The sequence below is a fragment of the Paraburkholderia fungorum genome, from assembly GCF_046026025.1.
Classification (GTDB): Bacteria; Pseudomonadota; Gammaproteobacteria; order Burkholderiales; family Burkholderiaceae; genus Paraburkholderia; species Paraburkholderia fungorum_E.
The window spans coordinates 51,083-67,626 of record NZ_JAQQFL010000011.1 but is presented as its reverse complement, the minus strand read 5'-3'; the positions used below and the strand labels follow the sequence as shown (position 1 = coordinate 67,626).

The following is a 16,544-nucleotide window of genomic DNA, read 5'->3' as shown; positions in this document are numbered from 1 at the left end:
ACGACACCATGAAAATAGGCTTTATCGGACTCGGCAACATGGGCGCGCCGATGGCGCTCAACCTGCTCAAGGCGGGGCACGCGGTCAACGTATTCGACCTCAGCGCACAAGCGGTGCAGGCGCTCGTCGACGCGGGCGCCACCGCGGCGGCTTCTCCGAAAGCGGCGGTGACCGGCGTCGAATGTGTGATCACGATGCTGCCCGCGGCCGCGCACGTGCGCAGCGTGCTGAGCGCTGATGACGGCGTGCTCGCGGGAATCGCGAAAGGCGTGACGATCATCGACTCGAGCACCATCGACCCGGCCAGCGTGAAGGCGTTTGCCGAACTGGCCGCGCAACGCGGCAACACCTTCGTCGACGCACCTGTCTCGGGCGGCACCGGCGGCGCGGCGGCGGGCACGCTGACCTTCATGGTCGGCGGCAGCGCAAGCGCGTATGAGCAGGTCAAACCGGTGCTCTCGGCGATGGGCAAGAACATCGTGCATTGCGGCGACACCGGCACGGGCCAGGTCGCGAAGATCTGCAACAACCTCGTGCTCGGCATCACGATGGCAGGCGTGGCCGAGGCGATGTCGCTGGGCGAGGCGCTCGGCATCGACACGAAAGTGCTGGGCAGCATCATCAATACCTCGACAGGCCGCTGCTGGAGTTCCGACACGTATAATCCGATGCCCGGCGTGATCGAAACCGCGCCGTCCACGCGCGGTTATACCGGCGGGTTCGGCACCGATCTGATGCTCAAGGATTTGGGCCTTGCCACCGACGCCGCGAAATTCGCGCGTCAGCCGGTGTATCTCGGCGCTTTGGCTCAACAGCTCTATCAAACGATGAGCACGAAGGGCGCGGGACGTCTGGACTTTTCCGCGGTGATCAAGCTCTATCGCAAGGACAGCGACGACGGCAAGGACGGGAGCGCGTCATGATCGAACTCGACTACGCCCACGACGGCGCCGTTGCGCTGCTGACGCTCAAGCGGCCGCCCGCGAATGCATTCACGCCGGACGGCTTGCTGATGTTGCAGCAGACCGTCGAACGTCTGAATGACGAAGCGCGTGTGCGAGCCATCGTGATCACGGGCGAAGGCCCCAAGTTTTTCAGCGCGGGCGCCGACCTGAACACGTTCGCCGACGGCAATCGCGAGGTCGCGCGCACGGCGGCGACGCGCTTCGGCTCGGCGTTCGAGACCTTGCAGAACGCGCGGCCGGCGGTGATCGCGGCGATCAACGGTTATGCCATGGGCGGTGGGCTCGAATGCGCGCTGGCCTGCGATATCCGCATCGCCGAACAGCATGCCGTGATGGCGCTGCCCGAAACGGCGGTGGGCTTGCTGCCCTGCGGCTGCGGGACGCAGACCTTGCCGTGGCTGGTGGGTGAAGGCTGGGCCAAGCGGATGATCCTGACCGGCAAACGGGTCGATGCGGCGACCGCGTTGCGCATCGGTCTCGTCGAAGAAGTGGTGGAAAAGGGCGCCGCACGCGAGGCCGCGCTGACCATGGCGGCGCGTGTCGCAACATTGAGCCCGCAGGCCGTTGGTTTTAGCAAAATGCTGATTCACCAGGGCCGTAACGGCGTGCCGCGCACGGCGGCTCTCGCGGTGGAGCGAGAACGCTTTGTCGATCTGTTCGACGGCGCCGATCAGCGCGAAGGCGTCAACGCGTTTCTCGAGAAACGTGCACCACGCTGGCAGGTGACGCAGGCTGAGTCTGCAGGGAACGCCGGGCAGGTCGCCAACGTCGGGCAGGAGACTCGTCGATGAGCGCTTTGCAGAGCGTCGCCACCGATACGAGCGTCGAAGCGGAACGGGAGATTCTGTTTCGCGTGGTCAACCGCGTGGCGATCATCACGCTGAACCGGCCTGCCGCGCTCAATGCGCTGTCGCATGCGATGGTGCGCGAGCTTGCCGTACTGGTCGAACATTGCCGTACCGATGACGGCATCGTGGCCCTTGTGCTGAAGGGTGCGGGCGCCAAGGGTTTTTGCGCCGGCGGCGACGTGCGCGAGGTGCACCGGCTCGCGAAGAATGGCGACAGCCGGTGGCTGGCGTTTTTCGTCGATGAATACCGGCTCGACTACGCGCTGCACACGTTTCCGAAGCCGGTAGTCGCCTTGCTCGACGGTATTTCGATGGGCGGTGGCATGGGGCTCGGCCAGGGGGCGCGGCTGCGCATCGTCACGGAGCGGAGCAAGATCGCGATGCCGGAGACGCGCATCGGCTTTCTGCCCGACGTCGGCGCGACGCGTTTTCTGAGTGTGATGCCGGCCGAGGTCGAACTCTACGTTGGGCTCACCGGCGCGACCTTATCCGGCGCCGATGCGCTGCGCCTGCAACTGGCCGATCTTTGCGTGCCGGCCGAGTGGCTTGGGACTTTTGAAGAGCGCCTGCAGCGCATGTCGCACGCCGGCGACCTGATGACTGGCTTGCGCGGGGTGTTTGAACCGCCGTGCAACATCGTTCCGCACGCTGCGTTGGGTTCGTTTACCCCGTTGATGCTGAGGCATTTCGACCGGCGTTCGAGCGTCGAGCGGATCGTCGCGACGTTGCGACACGATCTGGAGCGGGAACCGCCGCGCGAAGTGAGGCAGTGGTTGCAGTCGGCTTATGACGCCATGGTCGGGCATTCGCCCACGATGCTGTATGTTACGCGCGAGGCTTTGCTGCGTGGGCGGCAGATGACCTTGGCTGAGTGCTTCCGGATGGAGTTGGGTATCGTCAGGCGGGTGATCGAGGAGGGTGATTTCTGCGAAGGCGTGCGGGCTCAGTTGATCGACAAGGATCGTAAGAGTCGGTGGGCGCCCGCGACGCTCGCGGAGGTGCGGCCGGAACGGGTGAGGCATTTTTTGGCTTCGCCGTGGAAGCGGGAGACTCATCCGTTGGCGGGGTTGGGGGTGGAAGAAGGTTGAGGGCCTGGCGGCTGGCGCGGTTGATTCGGGGGTTTTTTTCTGTGTTCTGGCTTCTTTGGCCTCTCCTTGATTTGTTATCGGTCTATTAGTGTTGCCCCTGTGCGGGGCGGCACTTACTTCTCTTTGCCGGCCGCAAAGAGAAGTAAGCAAGAGAAAGCGGCTCACACCGCCAGCTCTTAAGCGGGTCCCCCGCACAGCCGCGGTAGTGGTGCATCTGGAATCTGTGTTCCCGCACACTCCGCGTCTGTGACACAGCAGTCATTCTTCCGGCGGCGCTGCGCGCGCCGATGCGGTCGTTCCGGAGGGGGGCGCGTTGCTCCTTTCTCGTTACTCCTTACTCCTTACTCCTTACTTTAACCTTCTCCTACTGTGGTGCCTCCCAAGACGCGGGTCGGCGGTGGTGCGCTTTGCGCCCCGTGTACTCGTGATACCCAGAACACCCCAATCAGCGCGACGGCGACCGCTGCCCAGCCGACCGTTCCATATCCCACGATCTGGCCGGTTGGTGAGTTGCTCAGCATAAGACCACCAATCCATGCGCCGCTCCCCGTGCCCAAGGCTTGCAGTGCACTATTGGCGCTAAGAAAAGCGCCTCGGCGCGTGGGCTCCGGGACAGTTGTCAGCAGTGCTTGCATTGGTATCATGCGCGCGGACATTAGCACCATGAAGAATGGGAAAAACATGACCAGTGCGTAGAACGGCAAGTCCGGCAGATGCGTTACGAACAGGACGGGTAGAAACGACAGGAGCGCCGCAATCCGGAAGACGCGCTGCGTGCCAAACCGGTCAGCAAGCCTGCCCACCCGGCGCGATGTGAAGAACGTTGCCGCGCCACCCGCCATGTATAACCAGGACAATTGCGCCGGCGCCACGCCGTGATTGGCAACCAGTACCGGTGAGATAAAAGGGATCACCAGCATATGCGCGATCATCATCATGAACGTCAGCGCAAACGCATTCATATGCCGTGGGTTGCTCAGGAGTCGCCACAAATCAGGCAGCACCTCGCCAAGCGCCGGCTGACGGCGGCTCAGGTGCTCGGCAAGCGAAGGCACCAGTCGCCAGCCAGCAATCCAGACGACCAGCGACAGCACCACCAGCAAGTAGAACGGCGCGGCCCAGTTGAAGTGCGCGCCCAGCATCACGCCAGCCGGGACGCCGGCAATCGCGGCCAATGAAAAGGCCGTCATGATCGTCCCCGTCGCCGCGCCGCGGCGTTGCACCGGGATCACGTCGCCGACGATCGCCATGATCACCGAGCCCAACACGCCCCCCGTAATGCCGGCAAATGCGCGCGCGGCAAGCAGAAGGGGAAAGCTGGTCGCCAACGCGCACGCCAGATTCGACAGCGCGAACAACGCATAGACGGTCAGCAACAAACGGCGCCGGTCGAAACGGTCGATATAGGTCGCCGCGAATAAGCCCGACAACCCGGAACACCACGAATACGCGGATACGGCCGTTGCAAACGCAGCCGGTGTGATGCTGAACGAGTGCATGATCTGCGGGCCGAGCGGCATCATCACCATGAAGTCCATGATGATGGTGAACTGGGTCAGCGCAAGCAGCCACAGTAATCGGCGCTCGTGTCTGGTGCTAATTGAGTACATCAGTCAATTCCTTGTCTATTGGTTCGAAGCTCACCGCTGCCGGCGGCCCACGCATCGGGCGATGCTCATAGGGACGATGCGGGTCATGCATCCGCCACGGCCTGCGTATCTCCCGCGATCGAATTTCCCGTAGCCCAGACAGCTCGCTCGGCTCACTCGGTTTGACCGACGTACGCACGCACGTCGCTGCGCGCACGCGATGGACGGTCAATCGTCGAGCGATTCGTGTACCGCTTCGGCACCTTGTTTCCAGTAGCTGGCCGCGCGAATGCGCGACTTGTCGACGCCGCGCTCCGTGCACAGGTGATAGCGCACCGCACGCATCGTCGCGGATTCGCCGGCGGCCCATACGTAGCCTTCGCCATCGTCCGGCAAGTAGATTTCGCGTACGGCCTGCAGCAACGCCTCGCCGCGATAGGCCGATTCGCTGCGATGGCGCCAGACCATATGCAACTCGGCCTGCGTCGCGAATTCGATCTGTGCCGACGGATCGGCCACTTCGATCACCGCCGCGACGCGTGCGCCGGCCGGCAGTTCTTCAAGGCGGCGGGCAATGGCCGGCAATGCGGTGTCGTCGCCGATCAGCAGATGCCAGTCGAAGCCGGTCGGAATCACCAGCGAGCCGCGCGGGCCGCCAATTCCGAGGTACTGACCCGCTTTGGCTTGCGCCGCCCACGTTGCAGCCGGACCGGCCTCGTGCATGGCGAATTCGATGTCCAGTTCGCGCGCCTCGGCATCGAAGCGGCGCGGCGTGAAATCGCGGGCGATCGGCCGCGGCTGGCCGGCGGGAAACACGGGACCGTCAGGACCGGCTTCCGGCAACACCGGTTTGTCGGCGCCGGGTTCGGGGAAGAACACTTTGATGTGGTCGTCGAACGAAGCGGACACGAAGTCGTGCAGATCCTCGCCGGTGAAGGTGACGCGAATCAGATGCGGGTTCAGCGCGTGGACTTGCTTGACCTGCAACAGACGGAACTTCAGCGGATGCCGTACGCGATGGACTGCCAGATCGGCGCGATTGTCATTTGTCAGCATAAGGGTGTCATTCCTCGTAGTTGAATTGGCGCGCGAAGGCGAGCATGGGCGCCTTCACGCGCGAGTGCCGGGTGGCGCGATCTCAAACGGTCGTCTCGCCGCTGGCTTCGTCGCTGCCGGGGGTGCCTTCGCCTTCGATTTCATTGACCGCGCGCATCAGGATGGCGGCGATGCGGCGCTGCTCGTCGGCCGGCACGTTGTCGCGGCGTAGGAGCGCGTGCTTCAGCGCGCGGCGCGCCTGGCTCAGTTCCGGCAACCAGCCGCCTTCGCTAACGTCGGCCTGTTCCTCGCCGGCAAACGCGCGGCGCACGGAGTCCATCTTGCGGGCGATGTGCGACAGTTTGGCGAGCATCAATTCGACGCGGTCGCGATTGGCGTTCAGGTACTCGCGGCCCGTTTCCGACAGTTCGTAGCGCTTGCGGTTGCCTTCGAGTTGCACGGTCACGTAGCCGAGTTCTTCCAGATACGTGAGCGCCGGGTAGACCATGCCCGGGCTCGGGCTATAGAAACCGTTCGAGCGCGTTTCGAGCGCTTTGATCAGTTCGTAGCCGTGGCTCGGCTGGGCGTCGATCATCGAGAGCAGCAGCAATTGCAGGTCTTCGGAGCTGAATTTGCGGCCGCGCGGAAAACCGTCGCCGTCGCCGCCGAAGCCGCCCGGGCCGCCGCCGAAGCCGCCTGAACCACCACCGAAGCGTCCGCCACGACCGCCGCCGCGATGCTCGTGATCACGGCCGATCGCGTGCCACAGTGCGTGAAGCGAGAAGCGGTCGTAGCCGAAGCGGGCGAAGCGGTAGCCGTCGTGGTCGCGGCGGCCTTCGCCGCGCTCGCCATGACGGCCATGGCCGCGTTCGCCGCCATGAAATTCGTGGCGGCCGCCACGGCCACGCTCGTCGCCCTGAAACTCATGCCAGTCGCCGCGACCGCCGTGACGGCGGTCGGAACCTTCTTCGCCACGCTCGTAATGACGGGCGAACGCATGCCAAAGCTCACGCAGGGACGGGCGGTCATGCCCGGCGAAGAAACCGTCGTCCGCGCCACGCGAACGGGAAAACCGATGGTGATGACGCATCTTGGGTACTCCGTTTGTGTCTTAAGATGCATCGTAAGATATATATCTAAAGATAGTTTGTCAAACTTATTTTTGCGATGTGGGGTGCCGGAAGGTGGTGTTACAAATGGGCAGGGCGTGAAAACGAACTTCCCGCAATTGCCCGGTTGTGCGTAGCCAATAACGGCAACGGCGGCGATTGGGTGCTTAATCGTTGAGATCCTGGCGCAATCGAGCCTGGGGCGCCGCGCGGCCGGGATTGGAGGGCGGCGGCGCTATACGTAGGACTATCGAGCGTATGGGGTGAGTCGCGGCAGCGCGCGTTGGCGAAAGGGGAAACGCATTGTCCGAACATCGTTCACCCGCGGGACGCATATTTCTGCTTGTTGCCAATTCGTACCAATGTTGGTACGATCAAAGCATTCAATAGATGTCAATTCTTCTGAGCAGTCGCGATGTCAAAGACGGTTCAAGTTGTCCTTGCTGTTAAATTTTTTCGGACGGATGCAGGTAACGAGCCAGTTCGGGAGTGGCTTAAAAGTCTCAGTGCAGAAGATCGCAGGATTGTTGGTGAAGACATAAAAACCGTACAGATCGGCTGGCCTATTGGGATGCCGCTGGTGCGCAAAATGGGCAAGGATCTCTGGGAAATTCGTATTCACCTTCCCCGGCGGATCGCGCGAGTGCTGTTCACTTTGGTGGCTGGCGATATTGCCCTGCTGCATGGATTCATCAAAAAGTCTCAGGCTACGCCGCAGGAAGACCTGGATCTTGCAAAAGACCGATTGCGTCAGTTGAGAAACGCCAGGTAAATTTTAGGATGAGTGATGGCCAAGGAGTTAAACATGGCAAACAAGCATATTGGCAGTGATTTTGATGACTTCCTGGCCGAAGAGGCGATGCTGGAAGACGCCACTGCTACGGCGATGAAGCGTGTCATTGCCTGGCAGATTGAACAGGAAATGAAAGCCCAGCATCTGTCAAAGACCGCAATGGCGGCAAAGATGAAGACCAGTCGCGCGGCACTCAATCGACTGCTGGATGAAACTGATACGAGCCTGACGTTGACTACGTTGGCGAGCGCGGCTGCGGCGCTTGGGAAAAAATTTCGCTTCGAACTTGCAGCTTGAACGAACGGCACACGAGCGTGCCGTTCAACGCGTTTCTTGATGAGCAAGGCGGTCGTGAATGCACCTGCAGGTAGCAGGCCAAGGAAAAATCCAGATCAAAAAATCGACCGCCCCGTGTAAGTCGTCAACCATTCCAGCGCCAACACCCCCGCCAGCGAATTCCCGTTACCGTCGAGCCCGGGCGACCACACGCACACAGCCATCTCGCCCGGCAGCACCGCGACGATCCCACCGCCCACGCCGCTTTTCGCCGGCAAGCCGACCCGGTAAACAAAGTCGCCTGCCGCGTCATAGGTGCCGCAGGTCAGCATCAACGCGGAAAGCCGTTTTGCGGAGCTGGTGTCGAGAATCCGTTCGTCCGTAGTGGGCACCACGCCATGATTGGTCAGAAACAGCGCCGCCTTCGCCAGCTCGACGCAGCTCATCGAAATCGCGCACTGCCGGCAATAAGCGTCGACCACCACCTCCGGCGGCATCTCCATGTTGCCGAAGCTCGCCATGAAATGCGCCATCGCGCGGTTGCGGTGGGCGTGCTGCAACTCCGACTGGGCGACGCGCGAATCGTAGTCGATGCTGATTTCGCCCGTCAGCCGCCGCATGAATTCGACCAGCGCGGTTTCGGCCTGCACGAAACGGCGGCACAAGACGTCGGTGACAACCAGTGCCCCCGCGTTGATGAACGGATTGCGCGGCTTGCCGTGTTCGGCTTCGAGCTGGACCAGCGAATTGAAGGCGTTGCCCGACGGCTCGCGCCCCACGCGTTGCCAGAGATCGTCGCCGAGCAGCCGGAACGCGAGGGTGCAGGCGAATAGCTTGGAAATACTCTGAATGGAAAAGCGCGTGTCGGCGGCGCCGGTACGGAACACGTCGCCCGAAGCAGTGACGATCGCCATGCCGAAACTGTCGGCCGGGACGTTCGCGAGTTCGGGAATGTAATCGGCGACCTTGCCGGCGCCCAGAAAAGGCTGAAGATCGCGATGAATCTGTTCGAGGATGGAGGCGTAGTTCATTGGGCTCGGACCGTTGGAGCCGCGATTCTACTGGCAACCTGGCGCGAATTCGAGGGGCGCCGGCGCGACCGCACGCACGGCAGCGCCGCTTCCCGCACAATCAGTGTGCGCCGGCTGCACCCGGTCCGCCACCGCCCTTGGCCGGCTTTGTAATCCAGATCAGCGGGATGATCAAAATAAAAATGATCGCCGATACATAGAAGATGTCGTTCAGACCCATCATCGCGGCCTGGGTGTTCACCGTGAAATCGAACAGCGCGTTCGCCGATTGCGGATTCAACTGCAGCAGCGACTGGGTCGAGTCGATCTGCTGGTTGAATAGCGGATTGTTGATGCTGGCCTGCTCGGTGAGCCGTGCATGGTGCAGCACCGTGCGGTTATTCCACTCGTTGCCGGCGATCGACGTGCCCACCGCGCCGCAAAACACCCGCGCGAAATTCGACAGGCCGGCGGCCGCCGGAATCTTGTTCGGCGGCTGTCCGGACAGAATGATCGCCGTCAGCGGCACGAAGAAAAGCGCCATCGGAATGCCTTGCAGCAGCGTGGGCAGCACGAGGTGCCACGTGTCGATTTCGATCACGTACTTCGAGCGCATATAAAACACGATCGCAAAGCCGATAAACGCGAGGGTCGCGATGATACGTGCGTCCGAACGCGGCAGCACGCGGCCCATCACCGGCGCGAGCAGCACCGCGAAAATGCCGAGCGGCGCGGTCACGAGGCCGGCATCCACGGAGCGGTAGTTCAGATACTCCTGCATCCACTGTGGCAACAGCACCAGGTTGCCGAAGAACACGCCGTACGCCACTGAAATCGCAATCGTGCCGCCGAGAAAATTGCGCTGCTTGAAGAGCCGCAAATCGACGATCGGATGCTCCTCGGTCAACTCCCACACGAGGAAAAACGCGAAACTGATCAACGCGGTGATGCCGAGAATCGAAATCACCGGCGACGAGAACCAGTCGAGATCCTTGCCCTTGTCGAGCATGATCTGCAGCGACGCGACCCACGTCACCAGCAGGCCCAGCCCGACCACGTCGATTGGCGGCTTGCGGGTTGCCGATTCGCGCGTGCGATAGATCATCCAGGTGACGCCGGCCGCGAAAATGCCAACCGGAATATTGATGTAGAAGATCCACGACCAGCTATAGCTATCCGTGATCCAGCCGCCGAGCGCGGGGCCCGCAATCGGGCCGACGGTGGCCGTCATGGCCCATAAAGCGAGCGCCGTCGACGATTTCTCCTTGGGATACGAGCCGAGCAGGATCGCTTGCGAGAGCGGAATCAGCGGGCCGGCCACCGCGCCCTGAAACACCCGCGCGACCAGCAGGATCGGCAGCGTGGGCGCAATGCCGCATAACCACGAAGCCAGCACGAACATCAGAATCGCGCCGACGAACAGCTTGACCTGGCCGATGCGTTGCGTGAGCCAGCCGGTCAGCGGAATCGAGACGGCATTGGCCGCGGCGAACACCGTGATGACCCACGTGCCCTCATCGACCGAGACGCCAAGGTTGCCCGAAATGGTTGGAATCGCAACGTTCGCAATCGACGTGTCGAGCACGTTCATGAAGGTGGCGAGCGCGACGGCGATGGTCGCCAGAACCAGTTTGCCGCCTTGCAGCGGTGGCGGTGGTGCGGGTGGCGTGGCCGCAGGCGCGGAAGAGGGCTGGCTCAAAACGATTCTCCCGATTGCGGTACAACGGATGTTTGATACGACGTTATGCGCTGCCCAGGCAGTCAGGCGGGCGGCCGGACGAAAGCTCAGAAAAGCATACCTGTATTCACGTTCTGGCGTCGTCGAGCCGCGCAGATCAGGCGGCGCAAACCCGTCCGGCGGCGTATGCTCCCGGCTGAAGCGCCGCGCAGGACCATACGTTGCCGCTTGATTGGCCGCGCGTGCGGAAACACAAACCGGAAGTACAGCGAATAGAGAGAGGCTTTGACTATGGCATGGGTGCAATTCGAACACGGCTGGCGGCGCGCGCCGGCGACAACGCCGGCGAGAGCGCTGGTGGTGCTGATGCACGGTGTGGGCAGCAATGCGCGCGATCTGATGCCGCTCGCGGACATCTGGAGCGAGAACCTGCCGGACGTCGCGTTCACCTCGCTCGACGGTACCGATGCCTTCGACGGCGGCTTCGGCGGACGCCAATGGTTCAGCCTGCGCGATGTCAACGAGGGTAATCGCGAGACCCGTGTCGCTGCCGCCTATCCCGCGTTGCGCCGCGTGCTCGAGGCGGAACTGGCCCACTGGCAGCTTTCTTTCGATCGCCTTGCGCTGGTCGGCTTCTCGCAGGGCTCGATCATGGCGATGCACCACGTGGCGACAAGCGCGGAAGGTGCTGCCGCCGTCGTCGCGTATTCGGGGCGGCTCGCCTCGACGATCGTCGCGCGCAACGGCACGCCGCTCACACTCGTGCATGGCGAGGAAGACGAAGTGATCCCGGTACAGGAGCTGGAATACGCCACGGATGCATTCAGCAGCGCCGGCTACACGGTCGATGCCTACGCTTTGCCCGGCATTGGTCACACGATTAACGCGGACGGTGTCGAGCTCGGCAAGCAGGTTCTTGAGCATGGTTTGGGCGGTTTGTTGCACGACTGACTCGCCCCGAATTGAAAAGTGGCCCTAAAGATTCTGATTTACTTGCCGTTAACTGCTCATTGGTATGAAAATCACCTCCGCCGCGCGGATTGCGCAACGCCCACCTGGGCGTGCCAAGCGGTTCGGGTAACCGGGGGCGCATTTTCAGACTGCCCAGCAAGGGCGGATAACGACACATCAGAGCCTTCCTATGGCCAGACCGACGCCGCATTACCCGATATTTGATCGACTGTTCCGTCATTCTGTGGCGGTGGACCTCGGCACGGCCAATACCCTTATCTATACCGACAATGGCGGCATCGTGCTGAACGAGCCGTCCGTCGTGGCTTTCCAGAAAGAGTCCGGCGCCGGGCACAAACGCGTGGCGGCCGTGGGCACCGAAGCGCGCCAGCTGCTCGGCCGTGCACCGGCCAACGTCGAGGCCGTGCGGCCGATGCGGCACGGCGTGATCGCCAATTTTTCCGCGGCCGAGCAGATGATCCGGCAATTCATCGACATGGCGCGCCCGCGGCCGCTGTTCAGCCGTCGTGCCGCTTTCACCCTGTGCGTGCCGGCGGGCGCGACCCAGGTCGAGCGCCGGGCCATCAAGGAAGCCGCGGTGGCGGCCGGCGCATGGAAGGTCAGTCTGATCGGCGAATCGCTGGCGTCGGCGGTCGGTGCGGGCCTGCCGGTATCGGAGGCGGTCGGCTCGATGGTGGTCGATATTGGCGGGGGCACGACCGAAGTCGGTGTGATCTCGCTCGGCGGCCTGGCCTATAGCGGCTCGGTTCGCGTAGGCGGCGACAGTTTCGACATGGCAATCGTCAGTTACGTGCGCAACCTGTATGGCGTGTTGCTTGGCGAGCAAACCGCCGAACACGTCAAGAAGGGTATCGGTTCAGCCGTGCGCGACGTGCCGCTCGAACATATGAATGCAACCGGGCGCAGCGTCGACGACGGCTTGCCGCGCACGGTTCAGTTGAGCAACCACGATATCGCCGATGCGATCGAGGGTCCGCTGCGGCAGGTGATCGGTGCGGTGAAACGCGCGCTTGAAACGGCGCCGGCCGAGTTGGTGACCGATATCGCGCACAGCGGCATCGTATTGACGGGCGGCGGCGCGCTGCTCGGCAATCTGGGCCGCCGCCTGACCCACGAACTCGGGCTCGAAGTCTGCGTCGCTGACGAACCGCTCACTTGCGCGGTGCGAGGCGCGGGCGCGGCAGTCGCCGCCGGTTTACTCGACGATAGCGCCTACGAGTGATCTGATTCGTCACACGCCGCGGCATGTCGCTCGAACGAGCCTCGGCGCGGTTTCAACGGCTGTGTGACAATACGCTCCGTATCCCAATTTCAGGGATGCGAACTCGCTGTTTTCTTCGAATCCATTTCAAGCCGTCGCCGCTGACAGGTTCAGCCGTCGCCGCGCTGTCTGTGACCCACCTGTGAATCAATCCGTTTCCGCGTCGTCCTCTTCCGCATCCCCGTCTTTTATCGAGTTGCATAGCGGCCTGCGCATGCCCTATGTGGAAGCCGGGGAGGGCGAACTGCTGCTGTTCGTGCATGGCTCGCTGTGCGATTACCGCTATTGGCAACCGCAATTGGCGGGTTTGTCGAAGCAATACCGCTGCGTCACGGTGAGTCTCACGCATTACTGGCCGGTGACGGATACCGAGCCCAACCAGCCGTTCAGCTGGAGCGAACATGCGGACGACGTGGCCGAATTCATCGATCGGTTCGGCGCCGGGCCGGCGCACGTGGTCGGCCATTCGCGTGGCGGCTGCGTGGCATTTCATTTCGCGCGGCGTCACCCGCAGTACGTGCGCACGTTGACGCTGGCCGACCCCGGTGGCCCTTTGCAGATTGCAGGCCGACCGCCGGCGAGTTTGCCGGAGACCGTCAACGCCTTGCGTGCGAAAGCCGCGCATCTGATCGAAACGGGGGAGGTGGAAGCGGGCTTGCAGTTGTTCGTCGATTCGGTGAGCCGGCCCGGTTTCTGGGCGATGAGTACGCCGGGTTTTCGCAGGATGGCGACCGACAACGCCCACACGCTCGCGCGTCAATTCCGTGATCCGTTGCCGGCTTACGTACCCGAGCAGGCGGCCGAGGTGCGCTGTCCCGTGCTCCTGATCGACGGTGAGAAGAGCCCCGACATGTTCCGCCGCACGGCGACGGCATTGCAAACATGGCTGCCGGATTCGCGCCGCGAAACGGTGCGTGGCGCTTCGCACGGGATGAATCTCGCGCATCCGGCAGCGTTTAATCGCTACGTCGACGAATTCATTCGCTCAATGGACGTTTGATCGACGCGCGCCACGCGCTGTGTGCCCGCCGCAGGGGCGGGGCGCACTTGCAGTTGATCGCGGGACGCCGTTCAGGCCTTGCGATGCGCGTCTTTATCGAGCGCGAGTTCCGCGGCTTCGCCCACGAGGCCGTGGTAATACAGATGCACGCCGATCGCGAGCGAGTCGTTGCGAATTTCGTGGAACGCTTTCCATGCCTTCACGGGGTCTTTGAAGAGCAGATAGTGCGCTTCCTGCGCGATCAGATCAGCCACTTCATGCAGACCATGGCCGTGCAGGACATTCACGAGTGCGTCGAGACTGTGATGGGTGCGCGCGTCGGTGCGCGGGTAAAGCATATGCAGTACCGCCACGTTTTGCGTCTTCAGTGCCGCCGACAACGCCACGACGATGTCCTGGTGATTCAGTGCGGTGACGATGTTGTCTTCGTTGTGGACGTGATCCGGAAACAGCATTTCGAGCGAGGCGTTCATCTGGTCCTTCCTGTTCTTCTGGCTGATTAAAAAGGCCCGCCGTAGGACGGCGGGCCAAAGACAGCGATGTGTTCGCAGGGGAAGCAAAACACGGATTCAGTATGGCAGAGCAGCATGCCTTGTGCAGCTTGACTGCCGCAAAACATTGTTGCAGTAAGTGCGCTAACTTTCATTTGGCTGGCAACGCCGTTGAGCGGGTGCAACATTTGCACGGGCTGCGTGTTTACCGTTTATCGCTGCGCGTTTCAGGCGATGGCGCTTATTTTTCAGTCAATGAATGTTGCGCCAGTCGAGATGGATTGTTGCGGTCAATCGTCGCAATCAAAGCCCTTTCGGACCGTAGAATGCGAAGCGGAGCCTGAGCATGCCAAGCGGTGATCCGATGATCGAGCATGCCGGCACGTGTGCGATGTGAAAGTAAAAGGAACGTGTAGATGAACTCGAAGACACACGCAACGCTGAGCTTTTCCGACAGCGATCAAACGATTGATTTGCCGATTTACCAGGGCACGCTCGGTCCGGACGTCATCGACATCCGCAAGCTGTACGGCCAGACTGGCAAGTTCACGTACGACCCGGGCTTCATGTCCACGGCCGCCTGCAATTCCGAAATCACATATATCGACGGTGACAAAGGCGAGCTGCTGTATCGCGGTTATCCGATCGACAATCTGGCGCAAAACGCCGACTTCCTCGAAACGTGTTATTTGCTGCTGAAAGGCGAATTACCGAATGCGCAGCAGAAGGAAGAGTTCGTCACCACGGTCACGCAGCACACGATGGTGCACGAGCAGATGCATTTCTTCTTCCGCGGTTTCCGCCGTGACGCGCACCCGATGGCGATTCTGGTGGCGGCGGTTGGTGCACTGTCGGCGTTCTATCACGACTCGCTCGACATCAGCAATCCGCAGCACCGCGACGTATCCGCGATTCGCATGATCGCGAAGCTGCCGACGCTGGTTGCGATGGCGTACAAGTACACCGTGGGTCAGCCTTTTGTTTATCCGAAGAATGACCTGTCGTACAGCGCGAATTTCATGCGGATGATGTTTGCCAATCCGGCGGAAGAGTACGAGGTGAACGACGTGCTGGTTCGTGCGCTGGACCGCATTCTGATTTTGCATGCGGATCACGAGCAGAACGCGTCGACCTCGACGGTGCGGCTGGCGGGTTCGTCGGGTGCCAATCCGTTTGCCTGCATTGCAGCGGGCATTGCGTGTTTGTGGGGTCCGGCGCATGGCGGTGCGAACGAAGCGGCTTTGAACATGCTGGAGGAGATTGGTTCGGTCGACCATATTCCTGAGTTCATCGCGAAGGTGAAGGATAAGAATTCGGGTGTGAAGTTGATGGGTTTTGGTCACCGCGTCTACAAGAATTACGATCCGCGCGCGAAGCTGATGCGTGAGACGTGTCATGAGGTGCTGGAGGAGTTGGGGTTGCATGATGACCCGCTGTTCAAGCTTGCCATGGCGCTTGAGAAGATCGCTCTGGAAGACGAATACTTCGTTTCGCGCAAGCTGTATCCGAATGTCGATTTTTACTCTGGCATCGTGCAGCGGGCGCTGGGGATTCCTACTGCGATGTTTACGTGTATCTTCGCGATGGCCCGGACGGTGGGGTGGATCGCGCAGTGGAATGAGATGATCGCCGATCCGGAACAGAAGATTGGGCGGCCGCGGCAATTGTTTGTTGGGGAGGGTCAACGCGAGGCTCGGGCGCTTGATCAGCGGTAGAAGGAGTGGCCTGCTCGGCGTTTTGTTTGGCTGTTTGGCTGTTTGGCTGTTTGCCTGCGGCGTTGGGCTTTTCTCTGGTTTGGTTTCTTTGGCCTTTCCTTGATATGGTTTCGTTGGCCTTTCCTTGATTTCTTATCGGTCTATTAGCGTTCCCCCTGTGCGGGGGGCACCTACTTTTCTTTGCCTGCCGCAAAGAAAAGTAGGCAAAAGAAAGCGGCTCACACCGCTAGCTCATAAGCGGGTCCCCCGCGCAGCCACGGTAGTGGTGCATCTGGAATCTGTGCTCTCGCACACTCCGCTCTGGTGACAAGGCAGTCATACTTCCGGCGGCGCTGCGCGCGCCGACGCGCAGTTCATAAAATCACCCCGCTGCGTTTTCGCGCTCGTGCCCCCCATCCTTCGTGAGACCACCCGCTAAGCGTTCGCTCCCGCGGTTTGCCTGGTTCCCTGACTCGTCGTTGCATTGTCGCCGGAGGCATAACCGCGGCAGCGAATGCGGCTTGTCGTTGCCAAGTTGTCGCCGGCACAACCGCGGCCGCGCAGCGAATGCAACGCATCGACATTTCATTTGAAGTGCGGGGCTCGCCAATTAGTGCGGGAGCGCCTCGCCGAGGCGAAGCCGACCCACCACATCCAACCGAAACTCCTGGTTTCCCTGGCATTCCCGTCCGCGACGCACGCAGTGCGGAGTGGGAGCGAATGAGCGCCTTGTCA

The 16,544-nt window shown here is 61.8% G+C and carries 15 protein-coding genes; 9 read left to right on the top strand and 6 right to left on the bottom strand.

Annotated elements, in window-relative coordinates:
- Positions 1 to 8: 8 nt before the first annotated feature.
- Genes mmsB through PQR67_RS14330 form a run of 3 tightly spaced genes read left to right on the top strand, consistent with a single transcriptional unit; the run spans position 9 to position 2,901 of the window.
- Positions 9 to 923, top strand: a complete 915-nt coding sequence (mmsB, locus tag PQR67_RS14340) for a 3-hydroxyisobutyrate dehydrogenase (protein ID WP_408459974.1) — start codon at positions 9 to 11, stop codon at positions 921 to 923.
- Complete coding sequence (locus tag PQR67_RS14335) at positions 920 to 1,756, top strand: enoyl-CoA hydratase (RefSeq protein WP_408459971.1); 837 nt, start codon at positions 920 to 922, stop codon at positions 1,754 to 1,756. Before mmsB ends, PQR67_RS14335 begins: the two co-directional genes overlap by 4 nt.
- The gene (locus PQR67_RS14330) at positions 1,753 to 2,901 is read left to right on the top strand and encodes an enoyl-CoA hydratase/isomerase family protein (protein WP_408459968.1); all 1,149 of its coding nucleotides are present in this window, start codon (positions 1,753 to 1,755) and stop codon (positions 2,899 to 2,901) included. Before PQR67_RS14335 ends, PQR67_RS14330 begins: the two co-directional genes overlap by 4 nt.
- A 353-nt stretch (positions 2,902 to 3,254) precedes the next feature.
- Here the strand turns inward: PQR67_RS14330 and PQR67_RS14325 are convergent, their stop codons facing one another.
- From PQR67_RS14325 to PQR67_RS14315, 3 genes are all read right to left on the bottom strand, one after another.
- The gene (locus tag PQR67_RS14325) at positions 3,255 to 4,511 is read right to left on the bottom strand and encodes an MFS transporter (protein ID WP_408459965.1); all 1,257 of its coding nucleotides are present in this window, start codon (positions 4,509 to 4,511) and stop codon (positions 3,255 to 3,257) included.
- Positions 4,512 to 4,718: 207 nt separating this feature from the next.
- Positions 4,719 to 5,546 carry a siderophore-interacting protein gene (locus PQR67_RS14320; RefSeq protein WP_408459962.1) on the bottom strand — a complete coding sequence of 276 codons (828 nt, stop codon included), beginning with the start codon at positions 5,544 to 5,546 and terminating at the stop codon, positions 4,719 to 4,721.
- Positions 5,547 to 5,628: 82 nt separating this feature from the next.
- Positions 5,629 to 6,615 carry a PadR family transcriptional regulator gene (locus PQR67_RS14315; RefSeq protein WP_408459959.1) on the bottom strand — a complete coding sequence of 329 codons (987 nt, stop codon included), beginning with the start codon at positions 6,613 to 6,615 and terminating at the stop codon, positions 5,629 to 5,631.
- A 434-nt stretch (positions 6,616 to 7,049) separates the two neighbouring features.
- Between PQR67_RS14315 and PQR67_RS14310 the strand changes: the two genes are divergently transcribed.
- Complete coding sequence (locus PQR67_RS14310; RefSeq protein ID WP_408459956.1) at positions 7,050 to 7,406, top strand: type II toxin-antitoxin system RelE/ParE family toxin; 357 nt, start codon at positions 7,050 to 7,052, stop codon at positions 7,404 to 7,406.
- A 33-nt stretch (positions 7,407 to 7,439) separates the two neighbouring features.
- Positions 7,440 to 7,724, top strand: coding sequence for a Fis family transcriptional regulator (locus PQR67_RS14305; protein WP_408459953.1), 285 nt, complete (start codon positions 7,440 to 7,442; stop codon positions 7,722 to 7,724).
- 95 nt (positions 7,725 to 7,819) lie between these two features.
- On the opposite strand, the gene PQR67_RS14300 is transcribed toward PQR67_RS14305, so the two are convergent.
- Together PQR67_RS14300 and PQR67_RS14295 are read right to left on the bottom strand one after the other, a co-directional pair.
- Complete coding sequence (locus tag PQR67_RS14300; RefSeq protein ID WP_408459950.1) at positions 7,820 to 8,734, bottom strand: glutaminase; 915 nt, start codon at positions 8,732 to 8,734, stop codon at positions 7,820 to 7,822.
- Positions 8,735 to 8,834: 100 nt separating this feature from the next.
- Positions 8,835 to 10,412 (bottom strand): DHA2 family efflux MFS transporter permease subunit, encoded by a 1,578-nt coding sequence (locus tag PQR67_RS14295; RefSeq protein ID WP_408459947.1) that lies wholly within the window; start codon positions 10,410 to 10,412, stop codon positions 8,835 to 8,837.
- Between the two features lie 270 nt (positions 10,413 to 10,682).
- Here PQR67_RS14295 and PQR67_RS14290 point away from each other — a divergent pair, with 270 nt between their 5' ends.
- From PQR67_RS14290 to PQR67_RS14280, 3 genes are all read left to right on the top strand, one after another.
- Positions 10,683 to 11,342, top strand: coding sequence for an alpha/beta hydrolase (locus tag PQR67_RS14290; protein ID WP_408459944.1), 660 nt, complete (start codon positions 10,683 to 10,685; stop codon positions 11,340 to 11,342).
- A 190-nt stretch (positions 11,343 to 11,532) separates the two neighbouring features.
- Entirely contained in the window at positions 11,533 to 12,585 is a 1,053-nt protein-coding gene (locus PQR67_RS14285) for a rod shape-determining protein (protein ID WP_408459941.1), read from the top strand.
- Between the two features lie 253 nt (positions 12,586 to 12,838).
- The gene (locus PQR67_RS14280) at positions 12,839 to 13,624 is read left to right on the top strand and encodes an alpha/beta fold hydrolase (RefSeq protein ID WP_408460334.1); all 786 of its coding nucleotides are present in this window, start codon (positions 12,839 to 12,841) and stop codon (positions 13,622 to 13,624) included.
- Positions 13,625 to 13,695: 71 nt separating this feature from the next.
- Here PQR67_RS14280 and PQR67_RS14275 read toward each other — a convergent pair whose 3' ends face one another.
- Positions 13,696 to 14,097 (bottom strand): hypothetical protein, encoded by a 402-nt coding sequence (locus PQR67_RS14275; RefSeq protein WP_408459938.1) that lies wholly within the window; start codon positions 14,095 to 14,097, stop codon positions 13,696 to 13,698.
- A 434-nt stretch (positions 14,098 to 14,531) separates the two neighbouring features.
- Here PQR67_RS14275 and gltA point away from each other — a divergent pair, with 434 nt between their 5' ends.
- Positions 14,532 to 15,830, top strand: coding sequence for a citrate synthase (gltA, locus tag PQR67_RS14270; RefSeq protein ID WP_408459935.1), 1,299 nt, complete (start codon positions 14,532 to 14,534; stop codon positions 15,828 to 15,830).
- Positions 15,831 to 16,544 lie beyond the last annotated feature (714 nt).

What these genes read in the sequence shown, in the direction of transcription:
- PQR67_RS14335 (WP_408459971.1), top strand. Translation starts at nt 920, where the DNA reads ATGATCGAACTCGACTACGCCCACGACGGCGCCGTTGCGCTGCTGACG.
- PQR67_RS14325 (WP_408459965.1), bottom strand. Translation starts at nt 4,511, where the DNA reads ATGTACTCAATTAGCACCAGACACGAGCGCCGATTACTGTGGCTGCTT.
- PQR67_RS14320 (WP_408459962.1), bottom strand. Translation starts at nt 5,546, where the DNA reads ATGCTGACAAATGACAATCGCGCCGATCTGGCAGTCCATCGCGTACGG.
- PQR67_RS14300 (WP_408459950.1), bottom strand. Translation starts at nt 8,734, where the DNA reads ATGAACTACGCCTCCATCCTCGAACAGATTCATCGCGATCTTCAGCCT.
- gltA (WP_408459935.1), top strand. Translation starts at nt 14,532, where the DNA reads ATGAACTCGAAGACACACGCAACGCTGAGCTTTTCCGACAGCGATCAA.
- PQR67_RS14285 (WP_408459941.1), top strand. Translation starts at nt 11,533, where the DNA reads ATGGCCAGACCGACGCCGCATTACCCGATATTTGATCGACTGTTCCGT.
- PQR67_RS14280 (WP_408460334.1), top strand. Translation starts at nt 12,839, where the DNA reads ATGCCCTATGTGGAAGCCGGGGAGGGCGAACTGCTGCTGTTCGTGCAT.
- PQR67_RS14275 (WP_408459938.1), bottom strand. Translation starts at nt 14,097, where the DNA reads ATGAACGCCTCGCTCGAAATGCTGTTTCCGGATCACGTCCACAACGAA.
- PQR67_RS14330 (WP_408459968.1), top strand. Translation starts at nt 1,753, where the DNA reads ATGAGCGCTTTGCAGAGCGTCGCCACCGATACGAGCGTCGAAGCGGAA.
- mmsB (WP_408459974.1), top strand. Translation starts at nt 9, where the DNA reads ATGAAAATAGGCTTTATCGGACTCGGCAACATGGGCGCGCCGATGGCG.
- PQR67_RS14315 (WP_408459959.1), bottom strand. Translation starts at nt 6,615, where the DNA reads ATGCGTCATCACCATCGGTTTTCCCGTTCGCGTGGCGCGGACGACGGT.
- PQR67_RS14305 (WP_408459953.1), top strand. Translation starts at nt 7,440, where the DNA reads ATGGCAAACAAGCATATTGGCAGTGATTTTGATGACTTCCTGGCCGAA.
- PQR67_RS14310 (WP_408459956.1), top strand. Translation starts at nt 7,050, where the DNA reads ATGTCAAAGACGGTTCAAGTTGTCCTTGCTGTTAAATTTTTTCGGACG.
- PQR67_RS14290 (WP_408459944.1), top strand. Translation starts at nt 10,683, where the DNA reads ATGGCATGGGTGCAATTCGAACACGGCTGGCGGCGCGCGCCGGCGACA.